Annotated in this window: 25 protein-coding genes; 14 read left to right on the top strand and 11 right to left on the bottom strand. The window is 35.6% G+C overall.

Annotated elements, in window-relative coordinates:
- Positions 1-2: 2 nt before the first annotated feature.
- A complete protein-coding gene (gene lipB / locus Q8S25_RS03470; protein WP_305534905.1) occupies positions 3-731 on the top strand; it encodes a lipoyl(octanoyl) transferase LipB in 729 nt (242 codons plus the stop codon).
- Here lipB and Q8S25_RS03465 read toward each other — a convergent pair.
- Complete coding sequence (locus Q8S25_RS03465) at positions 728-1249, bottom strand: hypothetical protein (protein WP_305534903.1); 522 nt, start codon at positions 1247-1249, stop codon at positions 728-730. The two genes, lipB and Q8S25_RS03465, sit on opposite strands and share 4 nt — an antisense overlap.
- A gap of 28 nt (positions 1250-1277) precedes the next feature.
- Positions 1278-2159, bottom strand: coding sequence for a 1-aminocyclopropane-1-carboxylate deaminase/D-cysteine desulfhydrase (locus Q8S25_RS03460; RefSeq protein ID WP_305534901.1), 882 nt, complete (start codon positions 2157-2159; stop codon positions 1278-1280).
- A gap of 57 nt (positions 2160-2216) precedes the next feature.
- Here Q8S25_RS03460 and Q8S25_RS03455 point away from each other — a divergent pair, with 57 nt between their 5' ends.
- Complete coding sequence (locus Q8S25_RS03455) at positions 2217-3116, top strand: nucleotidyltransferase (protein WP_305534899.1); 900 nt, start codon at positions 2217-2219, stop codon at positions 3114-3116.
- Positions 3117-3197: 81 nt separating this feature from the next.
- On the opposite strand, the gene Q8S25_RS03450 is transcribed toward Q8S25_RS03455, so the two are convergent.
- Positions 3198-4304 (bottom strand): S1C family serine protease, encoded by a 1107-nt coding sequence (locus tag Q8S25_RS03450; RefSeq protein ID WP_305534897.1) that lies wholly within the window; start codon positions 4302-4304, stop codon positions 3198-3200.
- A 4-nt stretch (positions 4305-4308) separates the two neighbouring features.
- Positions 4309-4875, bottom strand: a complete 567-nt coding sequence (locus Q8S25_RS03445) for an RNA polymerase sigma factor (protein WP_305534895.1) — start codon at positions 4873-4875, stop codon at positions 4309-4311.
- 143 nt (positions 4876-5018) lie between these two features.
- On the opposite strand from Q8S25_RS03445, the gene Q8S25_RS03440 reads away from it, so the two are divergent.
- Entirely contained in the window at positions 5019-5195 is a 177-nt protein-coding gene (locus Q8S25_RS03440) for a hypothetical protein (protein ID WP_305534893.1), read from the top strand.
- Between the two features lie 176 nt (positions 5196-5371).
- On the opposite strand, the gene Q8S25_RS03435 is transcribed toward Q8S25_RS03440, so the two are convergent.
- Positions 5372-5554 carry a hypothetical protein gene (locus Q8S25_RS03435; protein ID WP_305534891.1) on the bottom strand — a complete coding sequence of 61 codons (183 nt, stop codon included), beginning with the start codon at positions 5552-5554 and terminating at the stop codon, positions 5372-5374.
- 6 nt (positions 5555-5560) lie between these two features.
- On the opposite strand from Q8S25_RS03435, the gene Q8S25_RS03430 reads away from it, so the two are divergent.
- The 11 genes from Q8S25_RS03430 (at position 5561) to Q8S25_RS03380 (ending at position 17079) form a co-directional block, all read left to right on the top strand.
- Complete coding sequence (locus Q8S25_RS03430; RefSeq protein WP_305534889.1) at positions 5561-6445, top strand: prephenate dehydratase; 885 nt, start codon at positions 5561-5563, stop codon at positions 6443-6445.
- Positions 6446-6447: 2 nt separating this feature from the next.
- Positions 6448-7614: a pyridoxal phosphate-dependent aminotransferase gene (locus Q8S25_RS03425; protein WP_305534887.1), complete on the top strand. Its 1167-nt coding sequence runs from the start codon at positions 6448-6450 to the stop codon at positions 7612-7614.
- 10 nt (positions 7615-7624) lie between these two features.
- On the top strand, positions 7625-8464 hold the full coding sequence (locus Q8S25_RS03420; protein ID WP_305534885.1) for a prephenate dehydrogenase: 840 nt from the start codon (positions 7625-7627) through the stop codon (positions 8462-8464).
- A 51-nt stretch (positions 8465-8515) separates the two neighbouring features.
- Entirely contained in the window at positions 8516-10225 is a 1710-nt protein-coding gene (locus tag Q8S25_RS03415; RefSeq protein WP_305534884.1) for a DEAD/DEAH box helicase, read from the top strand.
- Between the two features lie 26 nt (positions 10226-10251).
- Positions 10252-11337: a chorismate mutase gene (locus tag Q8S25_RS03410; RefSeq protein ID WP_305534882.1), complete on the top strand. Its 1086-nt coding sequence runs from the start codon at positions 10252-10254 to the stop codon at positions 11335-11337.
- Position 11338: 1 nt separating this feature from the next.
- Positions 11339-12358, top strand: coding sequence for a 3-dehydroquinate synthase (aroB, locus tag Q8S25_RS03405; RefSeq protein ID WP_305534880.1), 1020 nt, complete (start codon positions 11339-11341; stop codon positions 12356-12358).
- A 17-nt stretch (positions 12359-12375) separates the two neighbouring features.
- Positions 12376-13671 (top strand): 3-phosphoshikimate 1-carboxyvinyltransferase, encoded by a 1296-nt coding sequence (aroA, locus tag Q8S25_RS03400; protein WP_305534878.1) that lies wholly within the window; start codon positions 12376-12378, stop codon positions 13669-13671.
- A 25-nt stretch (positions 13672-13696) separates the two neighbouring features.
- Positions 13697-14695: a chorismate synthase gene (locus Q8S25_RS03395; protein ID WP_305534876.1), complete on the top strand. Its 999-nt coding sequence runs from the start codon at positions 13697-13699 to the stop codon at positions 14693-14695.
- 1 nt (position 14696) lies between these two features.
- Positions 14697-15002, top strand: coding sequence for a DUF952 domain-containing protein (locus Q8S25_RS03390; RefSeq protein ID WP_305534874.1), 306 nt, complete (start codon positions 14697-14699; stop codon positions 15000-15002).
- A gap of 170 nt (positions 15003-15172) precedes the next feature.
- Complete coding sequence (locus Q8S25_RS03385; RefSeq protein ID WP_305534872.1) at positions 15173-15655, top strand: septal ring lytic transglycosylase RlpA family protein; 483 nt, start codon at positions 15173-15175, stop codon at positions 15653-15655.
- A gap of 74 nt (positions 15656-15729) precedes the next feature.
- Positions 15730-17079: an OmpA family protein gene (locus tag Q8S25_RS03380; protein ID WP_305534870.1), complete on the top strand. Its 1350-nt coding sequence runs from the start codon at positions 15730-15732 to the stop codon at positions 17077-17079.
- Between the two features lie 105 nt (positions 17080-17184).
- Here the strand turns inward: Q8S25_RS03380 and Q8S25_RS03375 are convergent, their stop codons facing one another.
- The 6 genes from Q8S25_RS03375 to Q8S25_RS03350 form a co-directional block, all read right to left on the bottom strand.
- Positions 17185-17814: a tRNA-(ms[2]io[6]A)-hydroxylase gene (locus Q8S25_RS03375; protein ID WP_305534868.1), complete on the bottom strand. Its 630-nt coding sequence runs from the start codon at positions 17812-17814 to the stop codon at positions 17185-17187.
- Positions 17811-19007 carry a hypothetical protein gene (locus Q8S25_RS03370; protein ID WP_305534866.1) on the bottom strand — a complete coding sequence of 399 codons (1197 nt, stop codon included), beginning with the start codon at positions 19005-19007 and terminating at the stop codon, positions 17811-17813. The genes Q8S25_RS03375 and Q8S25_RS03370 overlap by 4 nt, the downstream gene beginning before the upstream one ends.
- 16 nt (positions 19008-19023) lie before the next feature.
- Positions 19024-19863: a type 1 glutamine amidotransferase gene (locus Q8S25_RS03365; protein ID WP_305534864.1), complete on the bottom strand. Its 840-nt coding sequence runs from the start codon at positions 19861-19863 to the stop codon at positions 19024-19026.
- Positions 19864-19865: 2 nt separating this feature from the next.
- Entirely contained in the window at positions 19866-20978 is a 1113-nt protein-coding gene (locus Q8S25_RS03360) for a M42 family metallopeptidase (RefSeq protein WP_305534862.1), read from the bottom strand.
- Between the two features lie 10 nt (positions 20979-20988).
- A complete protein-coding gene (locus Q8S25_RS03355; protein WP_305534860.1) occupies positions 20989-21843 on the bottom strand; it encodes a UbiA family prenyltransferase in 855 nt (284 codons plus the stop codon).
- Between the two features lie 62 nt (positions 21844-21905).
- On the bottom strand, positions 21906-22358 hold the full coding sequence (locus tag Q8S25_RS03350) for a hypothetical protein (protein WP_305534858.1): 453 nt from the start codon (positions 22356-22358) through the stop codon (positions 21906-21908).
- Positions 22359-22420 lie beyond the last annotated feature (62 nt).

Raw genomic sequence — 22420 nt, 5'->3', positions numbered from 1 at the left:
GTATGGAGCAGGAAGTCATTTTCAAGGATTTAGGTAAAAGCAGCTACAAAGAAGTGTGGGATCAGCAAGAAGCTTTATTGAAAGCAAATGCAGATATTAAAATGGCGTTTAAATTTGGGAATCAGCAATTAAATGCCCCAGAAACCATACCTACTTTGCATCATTTATTATTTGTTGAACACCCGCCTGTATATACCTTGGGTAAAAATGGAAAAGAAGAACACGTATTGATTAGTGAATCAGATAGGCTAAAAAAAGGAATTGAATATTTTCATATAAATAGGGGGGGAGATATCACTTTCCATGGTCCAGGGCAATTGGTAGGGTATCCCATTTTGGATTTAGAAAGGTTTAAAACAGATTTAGGTTGGTACTTAAGATCTTTAGAAGAAGTAATTATTAAAACCATGGCAGATTATGGTTTAAAAGGCGAAAGGAGTGCAGGAGAAACAGGGGTTTGGTTAGATGCCCATATAAAAGGCAAGGAAAGAAAAATATGTGCCATGGGCATTAAGTGCAGCAGATGGATTACCATGCATGGATTTGCTTTTAATGTAAATACAGACCTCACATATTTCGATCATATAGTTCCTTGTGGTATTCAAAATAAAAAAGTTACTTCTTTAGCACAAGAACTAGGACGAATAGTCGATTTTGAAGAAGTAAAGTATAGAGTAAAGAAACATTTTGAAGCCATTTTTCCTTGTAAGCTAATGGGTGATTCTGATTAGTGAAGAAGGAACTTATTTCTCTCTAACAATTCTCCATTGCAATACAATTCAAAATTATACCATCCACTGTGGTAGAAATTACTTTTTTCAATCACCCAATAATCTTCTTGCAAATTGGTAATATTATGTAGCAATATTTTACCATCGTAAATAAATAGGCTGTACCTTTTTGTGTTGGTATTAGGCAATTGAATGGTTAGGTTACCTTTTGCATTAGTGAATACATACATGGATGGAATCCAATTGTCTTGAACTTGAACGTTGGTTGGTGCAATTGGTGCCGGTGAAAATTGCAAGGTTCTTTTGCCAATTCTTGTTAGGGTGTCTTTGGTATTGGCAAAGATGGAATCTTTAAACTTTTTATATTCACTAGCTGAAAGCTCTTTGTATAATTTATTTTTGATGAAAATCCTTTGACTAATTTCAGCTTTGTTTGTTTTGTTAGATTTTGATTTTTGCCCAAGGGCTAAATTAAACAAGCCGAGTAAACAAATTAGGATAAAGCTGAATTGTTTCATAGTCAATGCAAATATATTTTTTTTAAGGCTAAAAAACTAAGCTCCTTGGAGCTAAACTTCTGTTGCCTTGTAATCCTCCACTATGTATGATTAGAATATTTGAATTGGGGTTAAAATATTGCTGCTTAATTAATTGTTCTGTAGCATAAAAAAGTTTTGAAGTGTACACAATATCAGTAGGTACTTGTTCTCTTTTGAATAATTGGTTCATATAATCAATTAATTCAGCAGGATGTTTAGCATAGCCTCCAAAATGATAATCGTGTATTGTTGTAAAAGATTTATTTTTTTGTAGTGGGAGTAAAGCTGTTACCATATCATTTAGCCCAATATTATTTTTTAGCACACTAATTCCTGTTACCAATTGGTTTTCATTCGATCCAATTACAAGGCCAGCTAACATAGTTCCTGTACCACAAGCACAAATTATATGTGAAAATGAAGAACAGTCTTTATCAGTTAATATAGTAGCTGCTCCAAGGGCCCCATTAATGCCATAGCCTCCTTCATTGATCCAAAACCATTCGTTATGGGCAAATTCTTGCATCACCACTTCTTTGTATTTATATGCATCTCTTGAAATAAAATGCAATTGCATACCCAATGCTTTTGCTTCTTGTAAACTGGGTGAATTGTTCATTTCTCCCCTAATAAAGCCAACAGATTTAAACCCGTTTATTTTGCAAGCTGCAGCAAGGGCTACTATATGGTTGGAGTATGCTCCGCCAAAACTAGCGATGGTATTGCATTTGAGCCGCTTTGCTTCCTCCAGATAAAACCTTAATTTAAACCATTTATTCCCACTTACAATAGGATGAATTAAGTCTGTTCTAAGTGTAGAAACCTTAATATTTTCAGTTCCTAAACTAGAGAGCTGTTGGATGGTTATTTTATTTATATCGAATAACATTTTATTACCAATTGTTGCAATGTTAAATGATTTAACTTTGTATTGTAAAATTAAGTTATGAAACCTACCCTTGTAATTTTAGCAGCTGGAATGGCCAGCCGTTATGGAAGCATGAAACAAATACAGTCTTTTGGCCCAGATGGAGAAACCATCATGGACTATTCCATTTATGATGCCATTGAAGCTGGTTTTGGTAAAGTTGTATTTATTATACGCGAAGAGTTTGCTGATCAGTTCAAAGGAATTTTTGAACCTAAGTTGGCAGGAAAAATTGCTACCGATTATGTTTATCAATATTTAGAAGCCTTCACCAATGGTTATGCAATACCAGCTGATAGAGCAAAACCCTGGGGTACTGCTCATGCTGTATTGTGTTGCAAAGGAAAAGTAAATGAGCCATTTGCTGTTATTAATGCAGATGACTATTATGGCCGGGATGCTTTTCATAAGGCATTTAATTTCTTAACAACGGCTTGTAACGATACTACATTTGCATTATTGGGGTATGAGTTGCAAAAAACCTTGAGTGAGAATGGAAGTGTAAGTAGAGGAGTTTGTACTGCTGATACCAATAATAATTTGACCGAAATTAACGAGCGAACTAAAATATATCGTGAAAATGGTGAGATAGTGTTTGAAGACGAAAATGGTAAAACGCCACTGCCTGGAACCAGCTTAGTGAGTATGAACTATTTTTGTTTTTCACCCGCTTTTATTGATATATGTGAAAATATGTTCATTGAGTTTTTAGCCGCTAAAGGTCAAGAGTTAAAGTCGGAGTTTTTTATCCCATATGCAGCCAACGAGTTTATTCAATCTGGTAAAGGGGTATTAAAAGTATTGCCTACATCGGCCCAATGGTTTGGCGTAACTTATAAGGAAGATGCACCAGGGGTGCAAGCAGCTATCAGTCAATTGGTGGCAGATAAGGTATATCCTGCCTCTTTGTGGAAATAGAAATAATCAATCAAGTAAATTCAAATAAAAAGGTCTCAGTTACATTTAGCAGCTGAGACCTTTTTATTTTATTAAATGTTATTATTTTCCGTAAGCTTTTACAAAATATACGCAGTCTTCTAATTTGTTGATTTGAACTTTTCTTTCAACCCCTTTTAAAGTAGATTTATTAGGAAGTTTGACTCTTTGAAATGCAGTGTCACTTTTCTTTAAATCTTCAATAATTGAATGAATATTTTTTGACTTCACTGCAAACGTTACACCATCTGCTTGCGCTTGCTTTGTACTTAAAACTCCAATTACTTCGCCATTCTTGTTGAATACTGGGCCGCCTGAGTTACCAGGATTGGCGCTAATTTGAATTTGATAAGAAAGTGAATCTCCATTGAAACCTGATTTTGCACTTAAATAGCCCATTCCATAAACAATTTCGTTTCTTGGATAACCTAAAGTGAAAATTTCTTCTCCTAAATCGGAATTGTTTTTTTGAATGGTGTAAGGAATAGACTTGATGGATTCATATTCTTCATCATTAATTTTCAATATGGCCAAATCTTTAACATGGTCTATTAAAACAATAGAAGACTTGAATTCCTTCCCTTTACTGTTTACCACAATGGCACCAGTTCCTTTAAGAATATGGGCATTAGTAACAATGTATCCTTTTACATCTACTAAAAATCCTGATCCACCACTTAGTAATCTTGCATTAATTGGAATTTTAGAAGTGACTTCATTAATAATATCCCCTTGATATTGTTGGTTTTTCTTTACAACTTCTAAATCTTTACCTAGTTGCTCTAATTTAGGATCGTTCACTGCAGTGGAGAAATACATTGCTAATCCACTGATGAATAGAGCAATTACCCCGCCAACAGATGCGGCAATAGCGGTGACTCTTTTATATTTATTAAAGAATTGAATTACTTTTCCTTTAGGGCTTAAAGCACCTCCTTCATTTAAGTCACCTCTCTCTAAAAGGTTTTGGTGAACCTCGTGTAAAGTTTGCTTGATTTGAATATTCGCAGAATAGTCGGCAATTTGATGCAAGAACATATTGTGCTCTACTACCATCTGATCAATTTCAGGGGTAGTATTGCGTAGATTCTCAAAATAAGCACGCTCTTCAGGGCTCATTTCTCCGCTGAGATATCTTTCAATTGCGTCTAATAATAAAATGTCATCCATATACTTACTCTCCAATATTATATTGCGAAAAGAATAATTTCTTTAGTCGCATTAAACACTTGTACTTCTGGTTTTTTGCATTGTCTGCATTGGTGTATCCAAATTCAGCCGCTAATGCATTCATGTCCATTTTTTTTAGGTAATAACCTTGAAGTAAACTTTTGCAAGGTTCACCCAAACTATTCAAAGCCCTATCCATTATAACAAACTCCGCATTCCTTTTCTCATGGGTTTCCAAATCTTCTTCAACTGCTACAGTTTCCTCAAACCCATCAACCGATCCTGTAAACCTTCCCATTTGTTGAAGTCTTTTTAGCCAAAGCCTTCGGCAAACAGAATACAGATATGTTTTAATTTGACAAGTCAGCACAAATGAGTCCGTTTGAGACTTTTCATATAAAGCTATCATCGCTTCCTGAAAAATGTCTCTGGCTTCGTCATAGCTCCCATTGTTATTCAATATAAAAGCTTGAATCATATTAAAATTATCTTTATATATGATTTCTACAGCTTTTGAATCATTGTGAGCCAGCCCCTTCAATAATGCTTGTTCGTTCGTATCTCCTTTCACTATCTGTTCCTTTAATACAGTTATAGGCTTAAAAGTAACCCAAAATAGCCCTAAATATTTTTATAAAAAAAATTGAAACAACGGGTTACCTTTTTCTCGTTGGCGTATTAAACAGTAATCATTCAAACTAAAAAAGAAAAAAAATGAAAAAATTATTATTCGTTTTAGCATTAGGCGTATTCGCATCTTGCGCTGGAGAAAACAAAGAAGCTGCTGCTGACACTACTGCAACAACTGTTGACACTGCTGCTGCAACTGTTGACACAACTGCTGCAATGGTTGACACAACTGCTGCTGCTGTTGATACCACTAAGAAGTAATTCAAACCATCTGTTGGTGAAGAGAACCGGTGAAGTCTAGCTTGCGGAAAGTACAACAGATTCAAAAATTTCATATGGCAAGCAATCGTTAGAAGCCGCTCCGTTTCCACGGAGGGGCTTATTTTTTTAATAGAAGGGAATAAAAACTAACTAACCTTAGTTTAATATTTGTCAAATTAATTTTTTGCTTCCCAATCAATTCTTATATTTGAAATATCATGCAAACGGCAATTAACAACTGGTTTTATTCTTTTTATTATTTCTTCTTTATGAAAAGGAGCCGGGTATTGTTTGCAAAAGCTTAAAAGTTTTAAATCGCATATAAATCCCGGCAAGTTGCCGGGATTTTTTTTATCCATTAATGAATGAAAAAAATAACAACCAATAAACACCAAATAAAACAACTGCCAATATTGGCAGAGGGTATTTGTATTCAAGGCTATGAAGGAAGTTTTCATCAAGTTGCAGCTAGACATTTTTTTGGCAAACAGGTTAAAGTAATACCCTGTGCTTCATTTAGGCAGTTGATAAAGCAAACTTTGGATTCTACTGTTTCCGCAGGCGCAGTAATGGCTATTGAAAACTCAATTGCTGGGAGCATTTTGCCTAACTATAATTTATTGCAGAAAGCAAATTTGAAAGTAGTGGGTGAAGTGTATTTATCCATCAGTCAAAATTTATTAGTGAATAGAGGTGTGAGCTTGTCGGATATTAAAGAAGTGCACAGCCATCCAATGGCCATTTTACAATGTCTAGATTTTTTAGAATCGCATCCATTTAAATTAATAGAAACAGAAGATACAGCTTTAAGTGCTAAATACGTTCACCAGCACAAGAGTAAGCATATTGCCGCAATAGCAAGTAAACTGGCGGCTGAATTATTTGATTTAGAGATTTTAGCACCCGATATTCAAACGCAAAAAAATAATATTACTCGCTTTTTAATATTACAAAGAACCAAAGAAGCTATGCCAATTGTAGGAGCAAATAAAGCTTCTATTTATTTTCAAACGAATCATTCTAAAGGAATTTTAGCAAAAGTGTTAACAGAAGTGGCTAAAACAGGCATTAATCTAAGTAAGCTTCAAAGTATGCCTATTCCGGGTAGTCATTTTAAGTATGGGTTTTATGCAGATATGGAGTTTGATCAATTAAAACAGTTTGATAGCATGATGAATAAAATTGAATCGCTAACGAATAATGTAAAACTGTTTGGAATTTATAAAAAAGGGAAACTGGTAAAAGGATAATTATGGAAATAGCTAAATCAAAAAGATTAGAAGGGATTGGGGAATACTATTTTTCCCAAAAGCTCAGAGAGATTGAACAGCTGAATAAAGCAGGGAAAGACATCATCAATTTAGGAATTGGTAGTCCTGATCTTCCTCCACATCCTTCTGTTATTAAAGTATTGCAAGAGCATTCTGGTTTGGAAAATTCGCATGCCTATCAATCCTATAAAGGAGTTCCAGCTTTAAGAAATGCCATAGCTAATTGGTATCAAACCCAATACCATGTTGGCTTAAACCCTGATACTGAAATTTTGCCTTTATTAGGAAGTAAAGAGGGCATTATGCATATCTGCATGACTTATTTAAATGAGGGTGATCAAGTGTTGATTCCTAATCCTGGATATCCAACTTATACCAGCGCAGTAAAATTGGCCGGTGGTACACCTATCTATTTTGAGTTAACAGAAGAAAGTAATTGGGAGCCCAATTTTGCGGCATTGGAGGCAAGTGATTTAAGTAAAGTCAAATTGATGTGGGTGAATTACCCGCAAATGCCCACTGGTAAAAAACCAAGTCTTGAACTATTTGAAAAGTTGATTGCTTTTGGTAAGCAATATCAAATTTTAATATGTCATGATAATCCGTATAGCTTTATTTTAAATGATGCACCTATGAGTTTGTTAAGTGTAGCAGGTGCAATGGATACTGCTATAGAATTAAATTCATTAAGCAAGAGCCATAATATGGCAGGGTGGAGAATAGGGATGTTATGCGGTGCAGAAGAAAGGATTAATGAAGTACTTACTTTCAAAAGCAATATGGATAGTGGAATGTTTTTGCCTGTTCAGCATGCGGCTGCAGCTGCTTTGAATTTGGGAAATGAGTGGTATAATTCGGTGAATGAAGTGTATGCGAAGCGTAGAGAAAAAGTTTTTGAATTACTTGATACACTTCATTGCAAGTACAGCACCAATCAAGTAGGAATGTTTGTATGGGCTAAAATTCCTGAGGGCTTAAAAGACGGATATGAATTAAGCGACCAAGTTTTATACAATAGCAATGTATTTATTACTCCTGGTGGAATTTTTGGTTCGGCTGGTAACCAATTTATACGAGTAAGTTTATGTGGAAGCATCACCAAATTTGAGAAAGCAATACAAAGAATACAAGCACAAAAGGCGAATTAAAAAAACGAGTATGGTTATTACAGTAGTAGGAATAGGTTTAATAGGGGGGTCACTTTCTATAGCATTACAAGAAAAGGGAATAGCAACCCATGTAATTGGGGTAGAAAATGATTCTGCGCATGCCTCCAAGGCAATTGAATTGGGATTGGTGCAAGAATGTTTGCCATTAGAAGATGCAATCCAAAAATCTTCTTTAATCATTATTGCAACTCCTATTAACGCGGCTGAACAATTATTGCCATTAATCTTAGATAAAGTTAGCAATCAGGTGGTATTTGACGTTGGTTCTACCAAATCAAAAATTGTGGAAGCGGTACAAAATCATCCTAAACGAGGAAGATTTGTTGCAACCCACCCTATGTGGGGAACTGAGAATAGTGGCCCTTCTGCGGCTGTTAAAGGAGCATTCAGCAAAAAAGCCACCGTTATATGCGATAAAACGGATTCTGATGCAGATGCTTTAGTACTGGTTGAAAAATTATATGCAATTCTCGAAATGCATATAATTTATATGGAATCAACTGCGCATGACATGCATGTGGCTTATATTAGTCATATATCACATATCACATCTTTTGCATTGGCCAATACCGTTTTAGAGAAAGAGCGGGAAGAAGATGCCATTTTTGAACTAGCAAGTGGTGGTTTTGAAAGCACAGTAAGACTTGCTAAGAGTAATGCTGCTATGTGGGTTCCCATTTTTATGCAAAACAGAGAAAATATCTTAGATGTATTAAATGAACATATAAGTCAATTAAGAAAATTTAAGTCCTGTTTAGAAAAAGAGAACTACGAATATTTGCAAGAATTGATTGAAAATGCCAATGGAATAAGGAGAATACTTAAGTAAAACACCGCAAAGAAGGCTATATAGAGTACCTTTGCACAAATTTTAGAATACATGATTACATTTGAAGGGTTGGGAATTGACGAACGTTTAATTCAAGCAACCACAGAGTTGGGGTATGTGAACCCAACAGCAATTCAGGAACAGGCGATACCGGTCTTATTGAGCGGAACGACTGATTTTATCGGTTTGGCGCAAACCGGCACGGGAAAAACAGCAGCATTTGGATTACCCTTGTTACACATTATAGACGCAGCAGCAAAATATCCACAGGCATTGGTGGTTTGTCCTACACGCGAATTGTGTTTGCAGATTGTTAAAGAGATAGAGCTGTTTAAGAAATATATGACCGGCATTTCGGTTGTTGCAGTTTATGGAGGAGCTTCCATCGGATTACAGATCCGTGATCTGAAAAGAGGAGTACAAATTGTTGTGGCTACACCGGGTAGACTAATTGATTTGATTGAGCGTAAAGCAATCAACTTAGAACAAATCAGTTATGTTGTATTAGATGAAGCAGATGAAATGTTGAACATGGGTTTTCAAGATGATATTGAGTTCATCTTAAAAAATACCCCTCAGAGAAATAGTACTTGGTTATTTAGTGCAACCATGCCACCTGAAATTAGAAAAGTGAGCAAGCGTTACATGAAAGATCCCAAGGAAGTAACAGTTGGAAAGGTGAATACTTCAAACAAAAGTATTGATCACCAATATTATGTTACCACTGCGCATCATCGTTATGAAACATTAAAGCGAATTATCGATTTTAACCCGGGTATTTATGGAATTATTTTTACCAGGACTAAATTGGATGCACAAGAAATATCAGAGCGTTTAACTAGGGAAGGGTATGATATTGATGCATTACATGGAGATCTTACACAAGGTCAACGTGATAAAGTAATGGGTCAGTTTAGAGATAAAAGCCTCCAATTATTAATTGCAACTGATGTGGCTGCAAGAGGTATTGATGTACAGGGTATTACCCATGTAATCAATTTTGAACTACCAGATGATGTAGAAATCTACACACATAGAAGTGGACGTACAGGTAGAGCTGGGAATCAGGGAATTTGTATATCAATTGTACATGCCAAAGAAACCTATAAGCTTAAGCAAATTGAAAGAATCAATAATTGTCATTTTAGCAAACTAGATATCCCTTCAGGAAAAGATGTTTGTAGAAAGCAATTTTTCTCTTTTATGGACAAGCTTTTGTCGGCAGATATTAGTCATGGCGATTACGAAACCTACGTTCCAATGTTGGCAGAAAAATTTGCCGATGTAAGTAAAGAAGACGTATTGAAGCGTGTTGCTGCAATGGAATTTGATCGATTCTTGAAGTACTATGAAAACTCTGAAGATTTAAATATTAGAGAGCGTGATAGAAGTGCGAAGAGAGATCCTAATGACCGTGGAGACAATAGATCAAGCCGAAGAGAAAGCGGAAGAGACGCTGGAAGAGATGCTGGTCGTGGTGATAGTCGCAAAGAATATAAATCAGGTGGTGGTTACAGTAGGTTATTTGTAAACTTAGGAACCAAAGACGGATTTTATAAAGCTAGCTTTTTACAGTTTGTATTAGATATGAGCGATTTAAAGAAAGAAGTGCTAGGACGTATTGATATGAAAGACATGAATAGCTGGATTGAAATTGAGAAAACAGCAGCACAGCAAATGATTCGTTCTTTGGATGGTAAGAAATACAAGGGAAGAAGCATTCGTATGAACGATGCAGACAGTGGAGGAGGACGCCGATAATTTTAGTAACAAGCAATCAATCGAATATGGAACAGACCTTACAGCAAGCAGCTAGTATTAACAAGGTGCTTGCAAAAAGACCACTTATTATTTCCGGACCTTGCAGTGCGGAAACAGAAGAGCAAATTTTAGCAACTGCTAGCCAGCTTGCCGCAACAGGAAAAGTAGATATTTTGCGAGCAGGTATTTGGAAACCCAGAACCAGACCTGGAAGTTTTGAAGGGGTTGGAACAAAGGGCTTGCCTTGGTTGCAAAAAGCGAAAGAGTTAACTGGGTTACCCGTAGCAGTAGAAGTAGCAACTGGTAAGCAGGTTGAAGATGCTTTACATTTTGGTGTAGACGTTTTGTGGATTGGCGCCAGAACAACGGTGAATCCATTTAGCGTTCAGGATGTTGCAGATGCTTTAAAGGGAGTGGATGTTCCAGTTTTGATTAAGAACCCAATAAATCCAGATTTAGAACTATGGATTGGGGCTGCTGAGCGTGTTGCAAAAGCAGGAATTAAAAATATTGGTTTAATTCATAGAGGGTTTAGTTCATATGGCAATACCGAATACCGTAATGCTCCAATGTGGCACTTAGCTATAGAAATGAAGCGCAGGTTTCCTGAAATGATTATGATAAATGATCCTTCCCATATTTGTGGTAGAAGAGACATTCTACAGGAAGTTGCACAAAAAGCCATTGACTTAGATTTTGATGGATTAATTATAGAAAGTCATATTGATCCAGATAATGCATGGAGTGATGCCAAACAGCAAATTACACCTGAAGTTTTAGGGTCAATGATGGATACCATGATTTGGCGTAAAGAAGACATCATTTCCGAGGAGTTACATATTCAGATGGATAAAATGCGTGCGCAAATTAACCAGTTAGACGATGAGCTTTTGCAATTATTAGGACAGCGAATGAAAGTGGCCGATAAAATTGGACAGTATAAAAAGGACAACAATATTACCATTTTGCAAACCAATCGTTGGAATGCTATTTTAGAGCGTGCTTTTGTAAAAGGAGGGCAGCTTGGTCTTAGCCAAGAATTTATCACTAAGTATTTTGATGCGGTACATATGGAAAGTATCAACCATCAAAATAAGATTATGAATTCATAGTATGCAGAAGAAGCGTTTTTTATTCTCTGGAAAAGAGACCCTTTTTTATTTTGATGCCGCATTTGGTTTGTTAGAAAAAATTGTTTCAAAAGAGAAAGCGATTATTGTAACAGATGAAAATTTGTTTCAAGCACACAAAAGAAAATTAAAGGGATTTAATACTATTGTGTTAAAGCCAGGAGAGCAATTTAAGGTTCAACAAACAGTTGATGTAATTATTGACCAGCTGATTTTATTGGGTGCCGATAGGCAAACCACCTTAATTGGTTTTGGAGGCGGTGTCATTACAGATATAACAGGATATGTTGCAGGAATTTATATGCGAGGGGTAGAAGTAGGATATATTCCTACTTCTTTGCTTGCAATGGTAGATGCCGCTATAGGTGGCAAAAACGGAATTGATGTAGGGGTGTATAAAAATATGGTTGGATTAATTAGGCAGCCCTCTTTTCTAATATATGATTACAGTTTACTAAAAACACTGCCTTTAGAAGAATGGAAAAATGGATTTGCAGAAATCATTAAACATGCTTGCATTAAGGATCAAAAAATGTTTGAAGAATTAGAGCAAAATAGTATTCCCAAGTATAAAAAAAATCCTGTATTACTTGCAAAGTTGATCATGCGCAATGCTTTAATAAAAATAAAAGTTGTGCAAAAGGACGAATTTGAAAAGGGGGATCGAAAGCTGTTGAATTTTGGTCATACGCTGGGTCATGCAATTGAAAATATGTATCAATTAAGTCATGGCGAAGCCATAAGCATTGGAATGACTTATGCGTCATTGATGTCTCAGCAACTAAAATTTTATAAAGAAGCGGATAGGGTTATACAGTTATTGCATAGTTATGGGTTACCCACTGTTGCTGATTTTGATGCAAAGAAGGCTTTTGGAGTTTTATTAAAAGACAAAAAACGTCAAGACGATTCAATCAATTATATTCTGTTGCAAAAAACTGGTAAAGGGGTTATACAACCTTTGTTACTTGTGCAATTACAAGAAATTTTTAAACAATTTTAATATTCCAATTTGTACTGATGATTGCAATCATTCATCCTACTAATATACAAGGTACTTTACTTGCTAATGCAAGTAAGAGCTCTATGCAGAGAGCTTGTGCTGCGGCATTGCTGCATCATGGGAGAAGCCATATTTTAAATGCAGGAGATAGTTTTGATGATTTGGCAGCAATAGAAATGATTAAAAAACTGGGTGCAAATGTAATCAGCAATGAAGATGGAAGTTTAACCATTCATTCTAATGGCGTTGTGCCTATTGATCATCAACTAAATTGTGGTGAAAGTGGATTGGGTATTAGAATGTTTACGCCAATTGCTGCCTTAAGCAATACAAGCTTACAAATTAATGGTACAGGAAGTTTATTAAAACGCCCCATGCATTTTTTTGATGAAGTACTCCCGCAGTTGAGTGTTCAAGTTAACTCAAACAATGGTTATTTACCAATCACTATACAAGGTCCACTTAAGCCAAATAATATTATTATTGATGGCTCTTTGAGTTCACAATTTTTAACTGGATTGTTAATGGCATTTGGAGCTGCTGAAGCAGACGGAATTACCATTGAAGTAAATGATTTAAAAAGTAGGCCCTATATAGATCTTACTTTAAAAGTTATGGAGGCATTTGGAACAGTTGTTCGAAATGATGACTACAAAACTTTTGGGTTTTATAAAGCAGATCAAATAGTTAAAAAGGAAATGATAGCGTACCAGGTAGAAGGGGATTGGAGTGGGGCTGCTTTTTTATTAGTAGCAGGCGCGGTTGCAGGAAGTATTACTGTTAAAGGATTGGATGTATTTTCTACACAGGCAGATAAAGCAATATTACAAGCATTAGCTGATGCAGGAGCTGGCCTCTCTGTTCAAGAACACCAAATAGACGTGAGGGCGTTGCCTATGAAAGCTTTTCATTTCGATGCAACTGATTGTCCAGATTTGTTTCCCCCATTGGTAGCATTGGCCGCATTTTGTGAGGGGACCACTGTAATAGAAGGGGTTCATAGGCTTGCCCATAAAGAAAGCAATCGTGGGATTACTTTGCAAAAAGAATTTGGTAAATTGGGTGTTGAAATAAAGTTGCAAGACAATTTAATGCTCATAACAGGATTAAGAAATGGAATGCAGGTTAATGCTATTCAGTCAAATACTGTTCATTCTCATCACGATCATAGAATTGCCATGGCAGCAGCTGTAGCAGCATTGAATGCAAGTGGGCCAGTTACTATAAAAGATGCGGAAGCAATTAATAAGTCTTATCCTGCATTTTACGGTCATTTGCAACAATTGGGTGTTCGTGTAATAACTGAATTATAAAAACGTTTAAATACAAAACAGCAAGGTGAACGCATTTGGAAAGTTATTTAGTGTGCAAATTTTTGGTGAATCTCATGGGGAATCCGTAGGATTAATCATTGATGGATGTCCTGCTGGTCTTCCCTTATGTGTTGAAGATTTCATTGTTGATACCGAAAGAAGAAAAGGTGGTGTTCAAAAAGGAACAACACCTAGAAAAGAAGACGACTTACCTATTTTTAAAAGTGGTTTATTCAATGGAAAAACAACAGGTGCGCCGTTGACTATTTTATTTGAAAATAATAACACTAGAAGTCAGGATTACGAAAAACATCGTTCCATACCAAGACCAGGACATGCAGATTTTACTGCGCATATTAAATATGGAGGATTCGAAGATTTTAGAGGGGGTGGCCATTTTAGCGGTCGTTTAACGGTATGCTTGGTTGCAGCGGGAGTAATTGCAAAAAAGCTATTAGTGCAACACCATATTCAGGTTCATTCATCTATCAGTGAAATTGCTGGAGAATTAGACTTAGAAAAAGGGTTGCAAAAAGCGATTGATGCAAAAGACAGTGTGGGGGGTATAGTAGCTTGCACCGCATCAGGCCTGCCAATAGGGTTGGGGGAACATTTTTTTGATTCAGTTGAATCGCTTATTAGCCATGTAGTTTTTGCTATTCCTGCAGTTAAGGGGATTGAATTTGGGGCAGGATTTGCTGCTGCAAAAATGTATGGGTCTGAACACAATGATGCCATTGAAAGTGTTTCAGGTAAAACTAGAACCAATCACGCAGGTGGGGTAGTTGGCGGAATCACTAATGGGAATGAATTGCTTTTTAGGGTTGCCATCAAGCCTACGTCTTCTACACCCAAAGAGCAAGTATCTTTAAACTGGGATAATAACCAACAAGAAAGTTTTTCAATAAAAGGAAGGCATGATTTGTGCATTGCTTTAAGGGTTCCTGTAATTTTAGAAGCAGTAACAGCAATAGTAATTACCGATCTAATGCTACAAGAACAGAAATTAAAAAGATTAATTTAAAATGAACGGAGAATTTATATATCATATTACAACCCAAGAAAAATGGGATTTGGCCTTGAAACAAGGATTTTATGAGGCCGATACATTGGTAAAAGAAGGTTTCATGCATTGTAGTACAGCTGATCAAGTAGCAGGTGTACTAGAAAGGTATTATAAAGGATTAACGGGTTTGGTTCAATTAACCATTCAAAAAGAAAAAGTAGAACGTCCCCTTGTTTTTGAATTAGCTGGCAGTATTAATGAGGTATTCCCTCATATTCATGGCACCCTTAATTTGGATGCGGTAGTTGCAGTTACTCCTATTTAATTTGTCATAAGTTATTGAAAATCAGCCTGTATATAGTATACATGGTTGATTTTTTTTATTTGAATCAATCTTCGGCATATAATTTGGCTATTGTGGCATAAAGTGCTAAGTCTATTCGGTGATTTTTTGTACCTTATAAATTGGCGCTATTGTTAACTTAAAGAAATTGAATGCATATTCGAATCCTTTTTATACTGATGTTGTTTATTGTTGGCAAAGTACAAGGGCAAACTCAAACAGATTCAGTAATGTTTAATCCTGGTATGCCAGATAGTTTATTGTGGTCGTTAGATAGTGCTTTAAAAGCAGATGCAAATTTGGTTTTTACGGGAAAAGTGGTGTTAGGAACTGCTAGTTATTACAGTGGACGTTTTGAAGGTATTAAAACGGCTTCCGGAGAAAGATTTAGTAACAAAGCGTTTACTGGAGCGAGTAATAACCTTAAGTTGGGAACATGGGTGAAAGTGACCAATGTAAATAATGGGAAATGGGTTGTTGTCAAGATAAACGATAAAATGCATCCTCGTATGAAGAAAAAGGGCAGGGTGATTGATTTAACCAGGGCTGCTGCTCAAAAATTGCAATTTTTGAATAAAGGATTAGCCAAGGTAAAACTAGAAGTTATAGAAACTCCGGAGGGGAAAAATAATTAAAAGATAAAGTTATCATAATTTTAGAAAACCAATTTCTACATGTATTTTTGCCATAAATTAACAAAAACCTGTTTATGAAGAAATTTCTGTTTTCTTTGATCGTTGTTGGTTTGGCAACGGCTTCTTTTGCGCAAGCACCTACCAGCTACAAGAAAAGAGCCAGCTTAGGGGTTGCCTTTTTCTTAAATGATATGTACACTGCTGATAAAATCAGCAGAACTTCACTTTCTCGTGTACTTCAAAGTGGTGGATTTACCCCAATGAAGGAAATGAGTCCTGGCTTAAGTTTGCAATATTTTGAAGGCCTTTCTGAACATGTAGACTTCATGGCTACATTATCTGGAACTTATACCAAATACCCTTTTTATAGCAAATCTGGTATAGCTCCTTCTGTTAGAAGTCTTTTCTTATTAGAAGCAGACGCTAATGTGAATGTAAAATTACTTTCAGATAAGTATACTGTAGTTCCTTATTTAACACTTGGAGTTGGTGCTTCAATGTATACTGGAACTTATTTTGCTGCTCAGGGTAATACTGGTTTGGGATTACAATTTAATCTTGGTGGAGAAACTTTCATCAATACCCAAATGTTGTATCGTCCAGCAATTTCTGGATTAGCAGTTAATCATACAGCTTATTCAGTAGGTATTGCTTCACCAATTAAAGATAAGCCAGCACCAGTTTTAGTTACCCCACCACCACCACCAGTTGTTGCTCCAGCACCAGTTGATACTGATAAAGATGGTATTAACGATAAGGATGACAAATGTCCTACTGTTCCTGGTGTAGCTAAGTACAATGGTTGTCCTGTTCCTGATACTGATAAAGATGGTATCAACGACGAAAACGATAAGTGTCCTACCATTGCTGGAGTTGCCAAATACAATGGTTGTCCTATTCCTGATACCGATAAAGATGGTGTTAATGATGAAGAAGATAAGTGTCCTTCTGTTCCAGGATTAGCTCGTTACCAAGGTTGTCCTATTCCTGATACCGACGGTGATGGTGTTAATGATGAAGAAGACAAGTGTCCTAGCATTAAAGGAACTCGTGAAAATAATGGTTGTCCAGAATTGAAAGCAACTTACAATTTCGATAATAAGAAAGTACAGTTTGTTTCTGGTTCTGCAGTATTAACCAAAGTTTCTAAAGTAGAGTTAAACAAAGTAGTTAAAGCGTTGAATGAGAATCCAACATTGAAACTTTTTGTAGAAGGTCATACTGATGCTTCTGGAAATGATAAAATAAATAATCCATTGTCTTTGAAGCGTGCAAATGCAGTTAAAGAATACTTAGTAGCTCAAAAAATTGATGCTGCAAGACTTACAACTGAAGGCTTTGGAAGTAGCCAGCCAATTTCAGATAATAAAACTGCGAAAGGTAAAGCACTAAATAGAAGAGTAGACTTTAAAGTTCAAGAGTAATTTTTGAATAAATAGTATTAAAAAAGCCCCGATTAATCGGGGCTTTTTTATTGCCTTGTTATCATAAAAAGTGCATCATGAAAATGCTATTAGTTAATTTTTATTTTAATGAATCCGATCGCCCCTTATTTCAATTTGTTTCATGATTTCTATTTCGTGGGTAAGCCATTCTTTCCATCTTGCTCTTACTTTTGTTTTGGGTATATACAATTCGGCAAGGGTAATAAATAAAGTGTAATGACCTGCTTCACTCTCCATAAATTTTCTATAGAACTTTCTTAAATAAGCATCTTCTAAACCTTCACTTAAGCGTTTAAATCGCTCACAACTTCTTGCCTCAATTAATGCCATAGTGAGTAATTGATCTAATAGCCTGTCTTCTATATGTCCTCCTTTGTGTTGAAAAATCAGTAATTGATTTACGTATTCATCTTTTCTTTGTTTACCCAAAGCAAGTTCTCTTTTATTCAATTCTGCCAATACGGCTCTAAAATGGCCCCATTCTTCGGTTACAATTGGAGATAGCGCTTCTACTAATTCTTTTCTATCTGAATATCTTTGTATGTAAGAAATACAAGTTAAAGCAGCTTTTTGCTCACAGTATGCATGGTCTGTTAAAATTGCTTCTATGGAAATGCTTGCTAAATCAACCCATCTTGGATCGGTTGGTAATTGTAATCCAAGGATATTCTTTGTATGTATTGATAAGTTTTCGGTCATATTATTTAGGGTCATTGTTCAAAATAAGCAAGGCTTCCTCCAACCCAGTCTTTGTCTTGGTTGTATCTAACCCCAATCATTTTACCTTTACTTAGTCGGGCTAAGTTGTTGGTTGCAACAGGCCTTTCATCTCCCTCTTTCCAAAAATAAAAAATTCTAATCTCTGCTTTGGCGGGTTCATTAGGGGTATTAATTACTGCTGCATATTGAACCTTTTTTTGGAGGATCCAATTTTCTGGGTCTTTAACTAACTCTATATCTTTTGCTGTTACATCTATTACTACACCTTGACCTGCAAAAGAGAACAATGGTTTTAAAACGTAATTTTCCAAGTCTTGTGGAACTTCTTTCAGATCATTTAAAAACCAAGTAGTAGGAACATATGGGTGATGAATAAATGGTAAAGTATATTTGCTAATTCTGTAGAACCAATTTGGGTGGGGAACCCATTCAACATTTAATTCTTCGAAAAGTATTTTACCTATCTCTTGAATGTCTTTTTTCTGTTGTTGTAAATCATCAAAAATAATCCTGTTATAAATACGTTTAATTTGAATTTTCTTATTGGCTTTAATATAGAAAAGGTCCTTTCCCTCTTTGATTAATTCAGTTAAACAAACTACTGAAATGCCTGAATATTCAGCTGTAAAATAAAAGTCAATTTTTGTTTTTTGTTCATGTGGAAATAATTCTAATAGTACTACTTCATCCGGGGAATATTTTCCAATAATTATTTCATTGAGTAATGAAGTGTATGATTCTGCTGTAAAACCATTTAAGTAACAGCTGTAGTTTGTTGGTATTTGATATTGTTTTCTGCAAATTTGATCTTGCCATATTTGATATGCAAATAAAGTTGGGAATCCTTGCATTTCAATTAGTTGCGGTTCCAATTCGCCATGTTCATTTTCACATATGCCAAAGTCAAAAGCAATAAAATGAGTATGTTCATTTTGATTGGGAACCAATACATTAGATTGGATTGAATTATTAGTTAATTCAATGAAGTTGGGTTGTATAATTAAGTCAACAATAGACTCGCAAGCTGAAAGTATTTTTTCTTTAAAAATTTTATCAATAAACACAGGTGTTTCTGCAACCCTAAATTCTATAGCGTCATTAAATTTTTCATTTAGTAATGCAAGGTATTGTTGATACCCAGCATCAGTATATGTTTCATTGAACTGTTTTCTGATAGCAGGAACCATAAAATTTTATTTTGAACTAAAGTGTAACCAATTCTTTAGTGGCTTCATGTAGGAAGTTAGGAAGAATATGATTGTAGGTCCACATGATTTTTCCAGGATCCATTAATTGTTCTACCATGCTTTCCCACTTTGCCAACCCATGTGCTTCAATTACAACATTCTTTTTATCTTCCCTTTGTAAATACATGGCCATACCAATTGCATCTGCTTCTGGATGAAACTGTGTGCCCATGAAATATTCATTAAAACGAAGTGCCATTATGGCCCTCTCAAAAGGGACGTGCGGCCTGTTCTTTTCAATGGCTAAAATGGCTCCGCCTAATTTCCTGATTTTTTCGTGATTGGGTTCAATTACTTGGTAGTCTCTGCTGTCAACGCAATAGAATGGGTCATGTAGTCCATTAAATACCAATTCATGGTGGCCATCTTCCATCATATGTACCGGGAAAACACCAAAGGAGGTAGATTTTCGTTTACACACATTGCCGATTTCATAATGCCTACACAGTAATTGAAAGCTATGGCAAATAAAGAAAGCATTTTTCTTTGGGAAACAATCTGCACTATTATTCCATAGTTCAAGCTGTTTTAACCAATTAAAATAAGCAGCCTCCCATTCAGTATCAACTGTATCCAACGGAGAGCCAGGCCCACCACTGGATATATATATATCATAGTCTAAATTTGGTACAGCTAAATGTTGACGAACATTAAATTCATCTAAATGAATCTGAATATTATTTTTAGAACTCCATTCGGCAATTATTGCTCTTATACAACGCATTCCTTCGTTAGCCTGACCTTCATAAAGGTCAAGTATGGCTACCTTGTAAGTTGTTTTACTGGGTGTTACCATGCTTATAAATAGCTAAGATTTGTCTTAGGTGTTAATGTTAATAAGGTTTCATACATTAATTTGATGGTGTCTTCAATATCTTTTTTATGCAGCATTTCAACTGTGGTATGCATATATCTTAAAGGGATAGAAATTAAAACCGATGGACAGCCATCGTTTGCATAAGCAAAACTGTCTGTGTCTGTTCCTGTACTTCTGCTTAGGGTTCGCATTTGAACTGGAATTTTGTTCTTTTCCGCAACTGTTTCTACAACAGCAAGTAATTTATTGTGTATTGCAGGAGCAAATGCAAGTGAAGGCCCCTTACCGCATTGGATATCGCCTTCAATAATCTTACTAATCATTGGGGTGCTTGTATCGTGTGTTACATCGGTAATAATAGCAATATTGGGTTTAATTCTACGTGCAATCATTTCAGCACCTCTTAACCCAATTTCTTCTTGAACTGCGTTTACCACATAAAGTCCAAATGGTAATTGCTTTTTGTTTTCTTTGAGCAACCTGGCTACTTCTGCAATCATAAATCCCCCAACTCTATTGTCAAATGCGCGTCCAATGATAAAGTCGTAAGCTAATTCGTCGTAACCCTCTTCGTAAGTAACAACAGCGCCAATTCGAATCCCTAATGCTTCTACTTCCTTTTTATTTCTGGCGCCACAATCCAAACAAAGGTTTTCAATTTTAGGAGATGGCTCTTTTTGTTCTGGATTGCTTAAACGCGTATGAATAGCAGGCCATCCAAATACGGCTTTTACAGGACCTTTTTTGCCATGAATCAATACTCGCTTTGCCGGAGCAATTTGGTGATCTACTCCTCCGTTCCTTTTCAAATAAATGAGCCCTTGATCGTTAATGTAATTGACAAACCAGCTGATTTCATCACAATGAGCTTCAATCACTACTTTAAATGGAGCAGTAGGATTTACAACACCTACAGCAGTGCCATAGGGATCTGTAAACATTGTATCTACAAAGGGTTTTATATAGTCCATCCATAATTTTTGTCCACCGCTTTCAAATCCTACGGGGGATGGAGTATTGATATACGTTTTTAAAAAATTCATTGACTTTTCGGTCACTACCGACTTAGTCTTGGTTGTTTTTGCTTTGGCCATTGTTAAAAGTTTAATTTCCCAACATTCCGGTTATGCCACAAACTGCTTTTACCAGCATCAATCCGTCAATGATTGCAAGATAATAGAGAATGCTTTTACGTTGGTGCATAAAGGTGCAAACAGTTATCAACAATACATAGGGAATACTGTTGAATAGTATGCTAAAAAGCGAAAATTCTTGCCTAATTGCAAAAATCCAGTAAGCCAGAATGCTTAAAATGGTCATCGGGTAAATAACCCAATACAATGTTTTTTTAAGTCCAAATTGAACCACCCAAGTTTTTAATTGTTGGTTGGCATCATTTGCGTAATCTTTTATATCAAAGAGGATGCAAAGGATACTAATAAACAACCAGTTTTTAATGAATAAAAGCCATGTTAATGGTTCTAGGCTTTTATCTAGGCCAGGATAGCTCAAGTCGTAAAAAAAAACAGGAGAAAATGAGACTGTTCCAGCCCAAACCAAACCAATAATTAATGGCTTAAGAAGGCCGTTGTTTCTTAATCCCCAATTCCCCCAAAATGGATGCAATTGTTTATAATAAGCCATCCCTATTAGTAAAGTAGCAAATAATATAATCCAACTTTTAAAGTTTACTTTAGAAAAATGGGGTTGGAGTCCATTCACTAATAAAATAGAAATGACTGCTATCAAAAAAGTTAGCAATAATTGAGACCCTTCTATTTTTTTTTTATTTCTTAAATACCAGGCAGTTCTATCATTTAAATTTATTGGATTTCGCTTGATTTCAATGTAATAGGCATGGGTATAATAAAGTACAGTTGCAAAGCCTATTAATAAATAATAAAAGATATTGTTAAGTGGTAGTCCTAATTGTAAGGAGCATTCAATTGAAAGAGACACGGCACAAATTGCATAGAAATAGTTGCCGTAAAAAATACTTTTTATAAACCCTATTGCTTTCATTACCTGATTAGGATAATGTCAGGGGAGTTAATGGTATCACTTCTATTATTGGCTTTGTCTTTTAACCAAAATCTAAAATAAGATGTGTCATTTCTGTTGTTACATCCAACTATTGAAGGGGTTCCAGGTACATTTGCATTGTATACAAAAGTGATTTCTAATTTACCCTTTAAATTAGGTGTTCCTGTAAAATCGGGCACTTTGTTAGGGCTGATAAACTGAACACCTGGGGTGGTTGGACAGGTTTTAGAAATTTTTTGCACCCAAAGTGTATCTTGAATATCACCTTCTTTATCTGTAAAGTTTAAACTGAAAATGAGCAAATTGCCTTGTCTGAGTTCTCTGGAATTTACTTCACCAAACTCAAGGGTAGGCTTTGTATTAAATTCATCTTTTTTACATCCGTAAAAAAAGACCGTAATTGTCAGCAGGATTAATAATTTTGTACTCATCAGGTTACTTTCTATTCAAATTTAGTTAAAACAATACAAATAAGGTTGGTACTACCCTTTGA

The organism is Sediminibacterium sp. (genome assembly GCF_030695065.1).
Classification (GTDB): domain Bacteria; phylum Bacteroidota; class Bacteroidia; order Chitinophagales; family Chitinophagaceae; genus Sediminibacterium.
This window is presented reverse-complemented; position numbering and strand designations above follow the sequence as displayed.

Excerpts from the sequence above, each read along its gene's own strand:
- lipB (WP_305534905.1), top strand. The coding sequence starts at position 3 with ATGGAGCAGGAAGTCATTTTCAAGGATTTAGGTAAAAGCAGCTACAAA.
- Q8S25_RS03465 (WP_305534903.1), bottom strand. The coding sequence starts at position 1,249 with ATGAAACAATTCAGCTTTATCCTAATTTGTTTACTCGGCTTGTTTAAT.
- Q8S25_RS03460 (WP_305534901.1), bottom strand. The coding sequence starts at position 2,159 with ATGTTATTCGATATAAATAAAATAACCATCCAACAGCTCTCTAGTTTA.
- Q8S25_RS03455 (WP_305534899.1), top strand. The coding sequence starts at position 2,217 with ATGAAACCTACCCTTGTAATTTTAGCAGCTGGAATGGCCAGCCGTTAT.
- Q8S25_RS03450 (WP_305534897.1), bottom strand. The coding sequence starts at position 4,304 with ATGGATGACATTTTATTATTAGACGCAATTGAAAGATATCTCAGCGGA.
- Q8S25_RS03440 (WP_305534893.1), top strand. The coding sequence starts at position 5,019 with ATGAAAAAATTATTATTCGTTTTAGCATTAGGCGTATTCGCATCTTGC.
- Q8S25_RS03435 (WP_305534891.1), bottom strand. The coding sequence starts at position 5,554 with ATGGATAAAAAAAATCCCGGCAACTTGCCGGGATTTATATGCGATTTA.
- Q8S25_RS03430 (WP_305534889.1), top strand. The coding sequence starts at position 5,561 with ATGAAAAAAATAACAACCAATAAACACCAAATAAAACAACTGCCAATA.
- Q8S25_RS03425 (WP_305534887.1), top strand. The coding sequence starts at position 6,448 with ATGGAAATAGCTAAATCAAAAAGATTAGAAGGGATTGGGGAATACTAT.
- Q8S25_RS03420 (WP_305534885.1), top strand. The coding sequence starts at position 7,625 with ATGGTTATTACAGTAGTAGGAATAGGTTTAATAGGGGGGTCACTTTCT.
- Q8S25_RS03415 (WP_305534884.1), top strand. The coding sequence starts at position 8,516 with ATGATTACATTTGAAGGGTTGGGAATTGACGAACGTTTAATTCAAGCA.
- Q8S25_RS03410 (WP_305534882.1), top strand. The coding sequence starts at position 10,252 with ATGGAACAGACCTTACAGCAAGCAGCTAGTATTAACAAGGTGCTTGCA.
- aroB (WP_305534880.1), top strand. The coding sequence starts at position 11,339 with ATGCAGAAGAAGCGTTTTTTATTCTCTGGAAAAGAGACCCTTTTTTAT.
- aroA (WP_305534878.1), top strand. The coding sequence starts at position 12,376 with ATGATTGCAATCATTCATCCTACTAATATACAAGGTACTTTACTTGCT.
- Q8S25_RS03390 (WP_305534874.1), top strand. The coding sequence starts at position 14,697 with ATGAACGGAGAATTTATATATCATATTACAACCCAAGAAAAATGGGAT.
- Q8S25_RS03385 (WP_305534872.1), top strand. The coding sequence starts at position 15,173 with ATGCATATTCGAATCCTTTTTATACTGATGTTGTTTATTGTTGGCAAA.
- Q8S25_RS03380 (WP_305534870.1), top strand. The coding sequence starts at position 15,730 with ATGAAGAAATTTCTGTTTTCTTTGATCGTTGTTGGTTTGGCAACGGCT.
- Q8S25_RS03375 (WP_305534868.1), bottom strand. The coding sequence starts at position 17,814 with ATGACCCTAAATAATATGACCGAAAACTTATCAATACATACAAAGAAT.
- Q8S25_RS03370 (WP_305534866.1), bottom strand. The coding sequence starts at position 19,007 with ATGGTTCCTGCTATCAGAAAACAGTTCAATGAAACATATACTGATGCT.
- Q8S25_RS03365 (WP_305534864.1), bottom strand. The coding sequence starts at position 19,863 with ATGGTAACACCCAGTAAAACAACTTACAAGGTAGCCATACTTGACCTT.
- Q8S25_RS03360 (WP_305534862.1), bottom strand. The coding sequence starts at position 20,978 with ATGGCCAAAGCAAAAACAACCAAGACTAAGTCGGTAGTGACCGAAAAG.
- Q8S25_RS03350 (WP_305534858.1), bottom strand. The coding sequence starts at position 22,358 with ATGAGTACAAAATTATTAATCCTGCTGACAATTACGGTCTTTTTTTAC.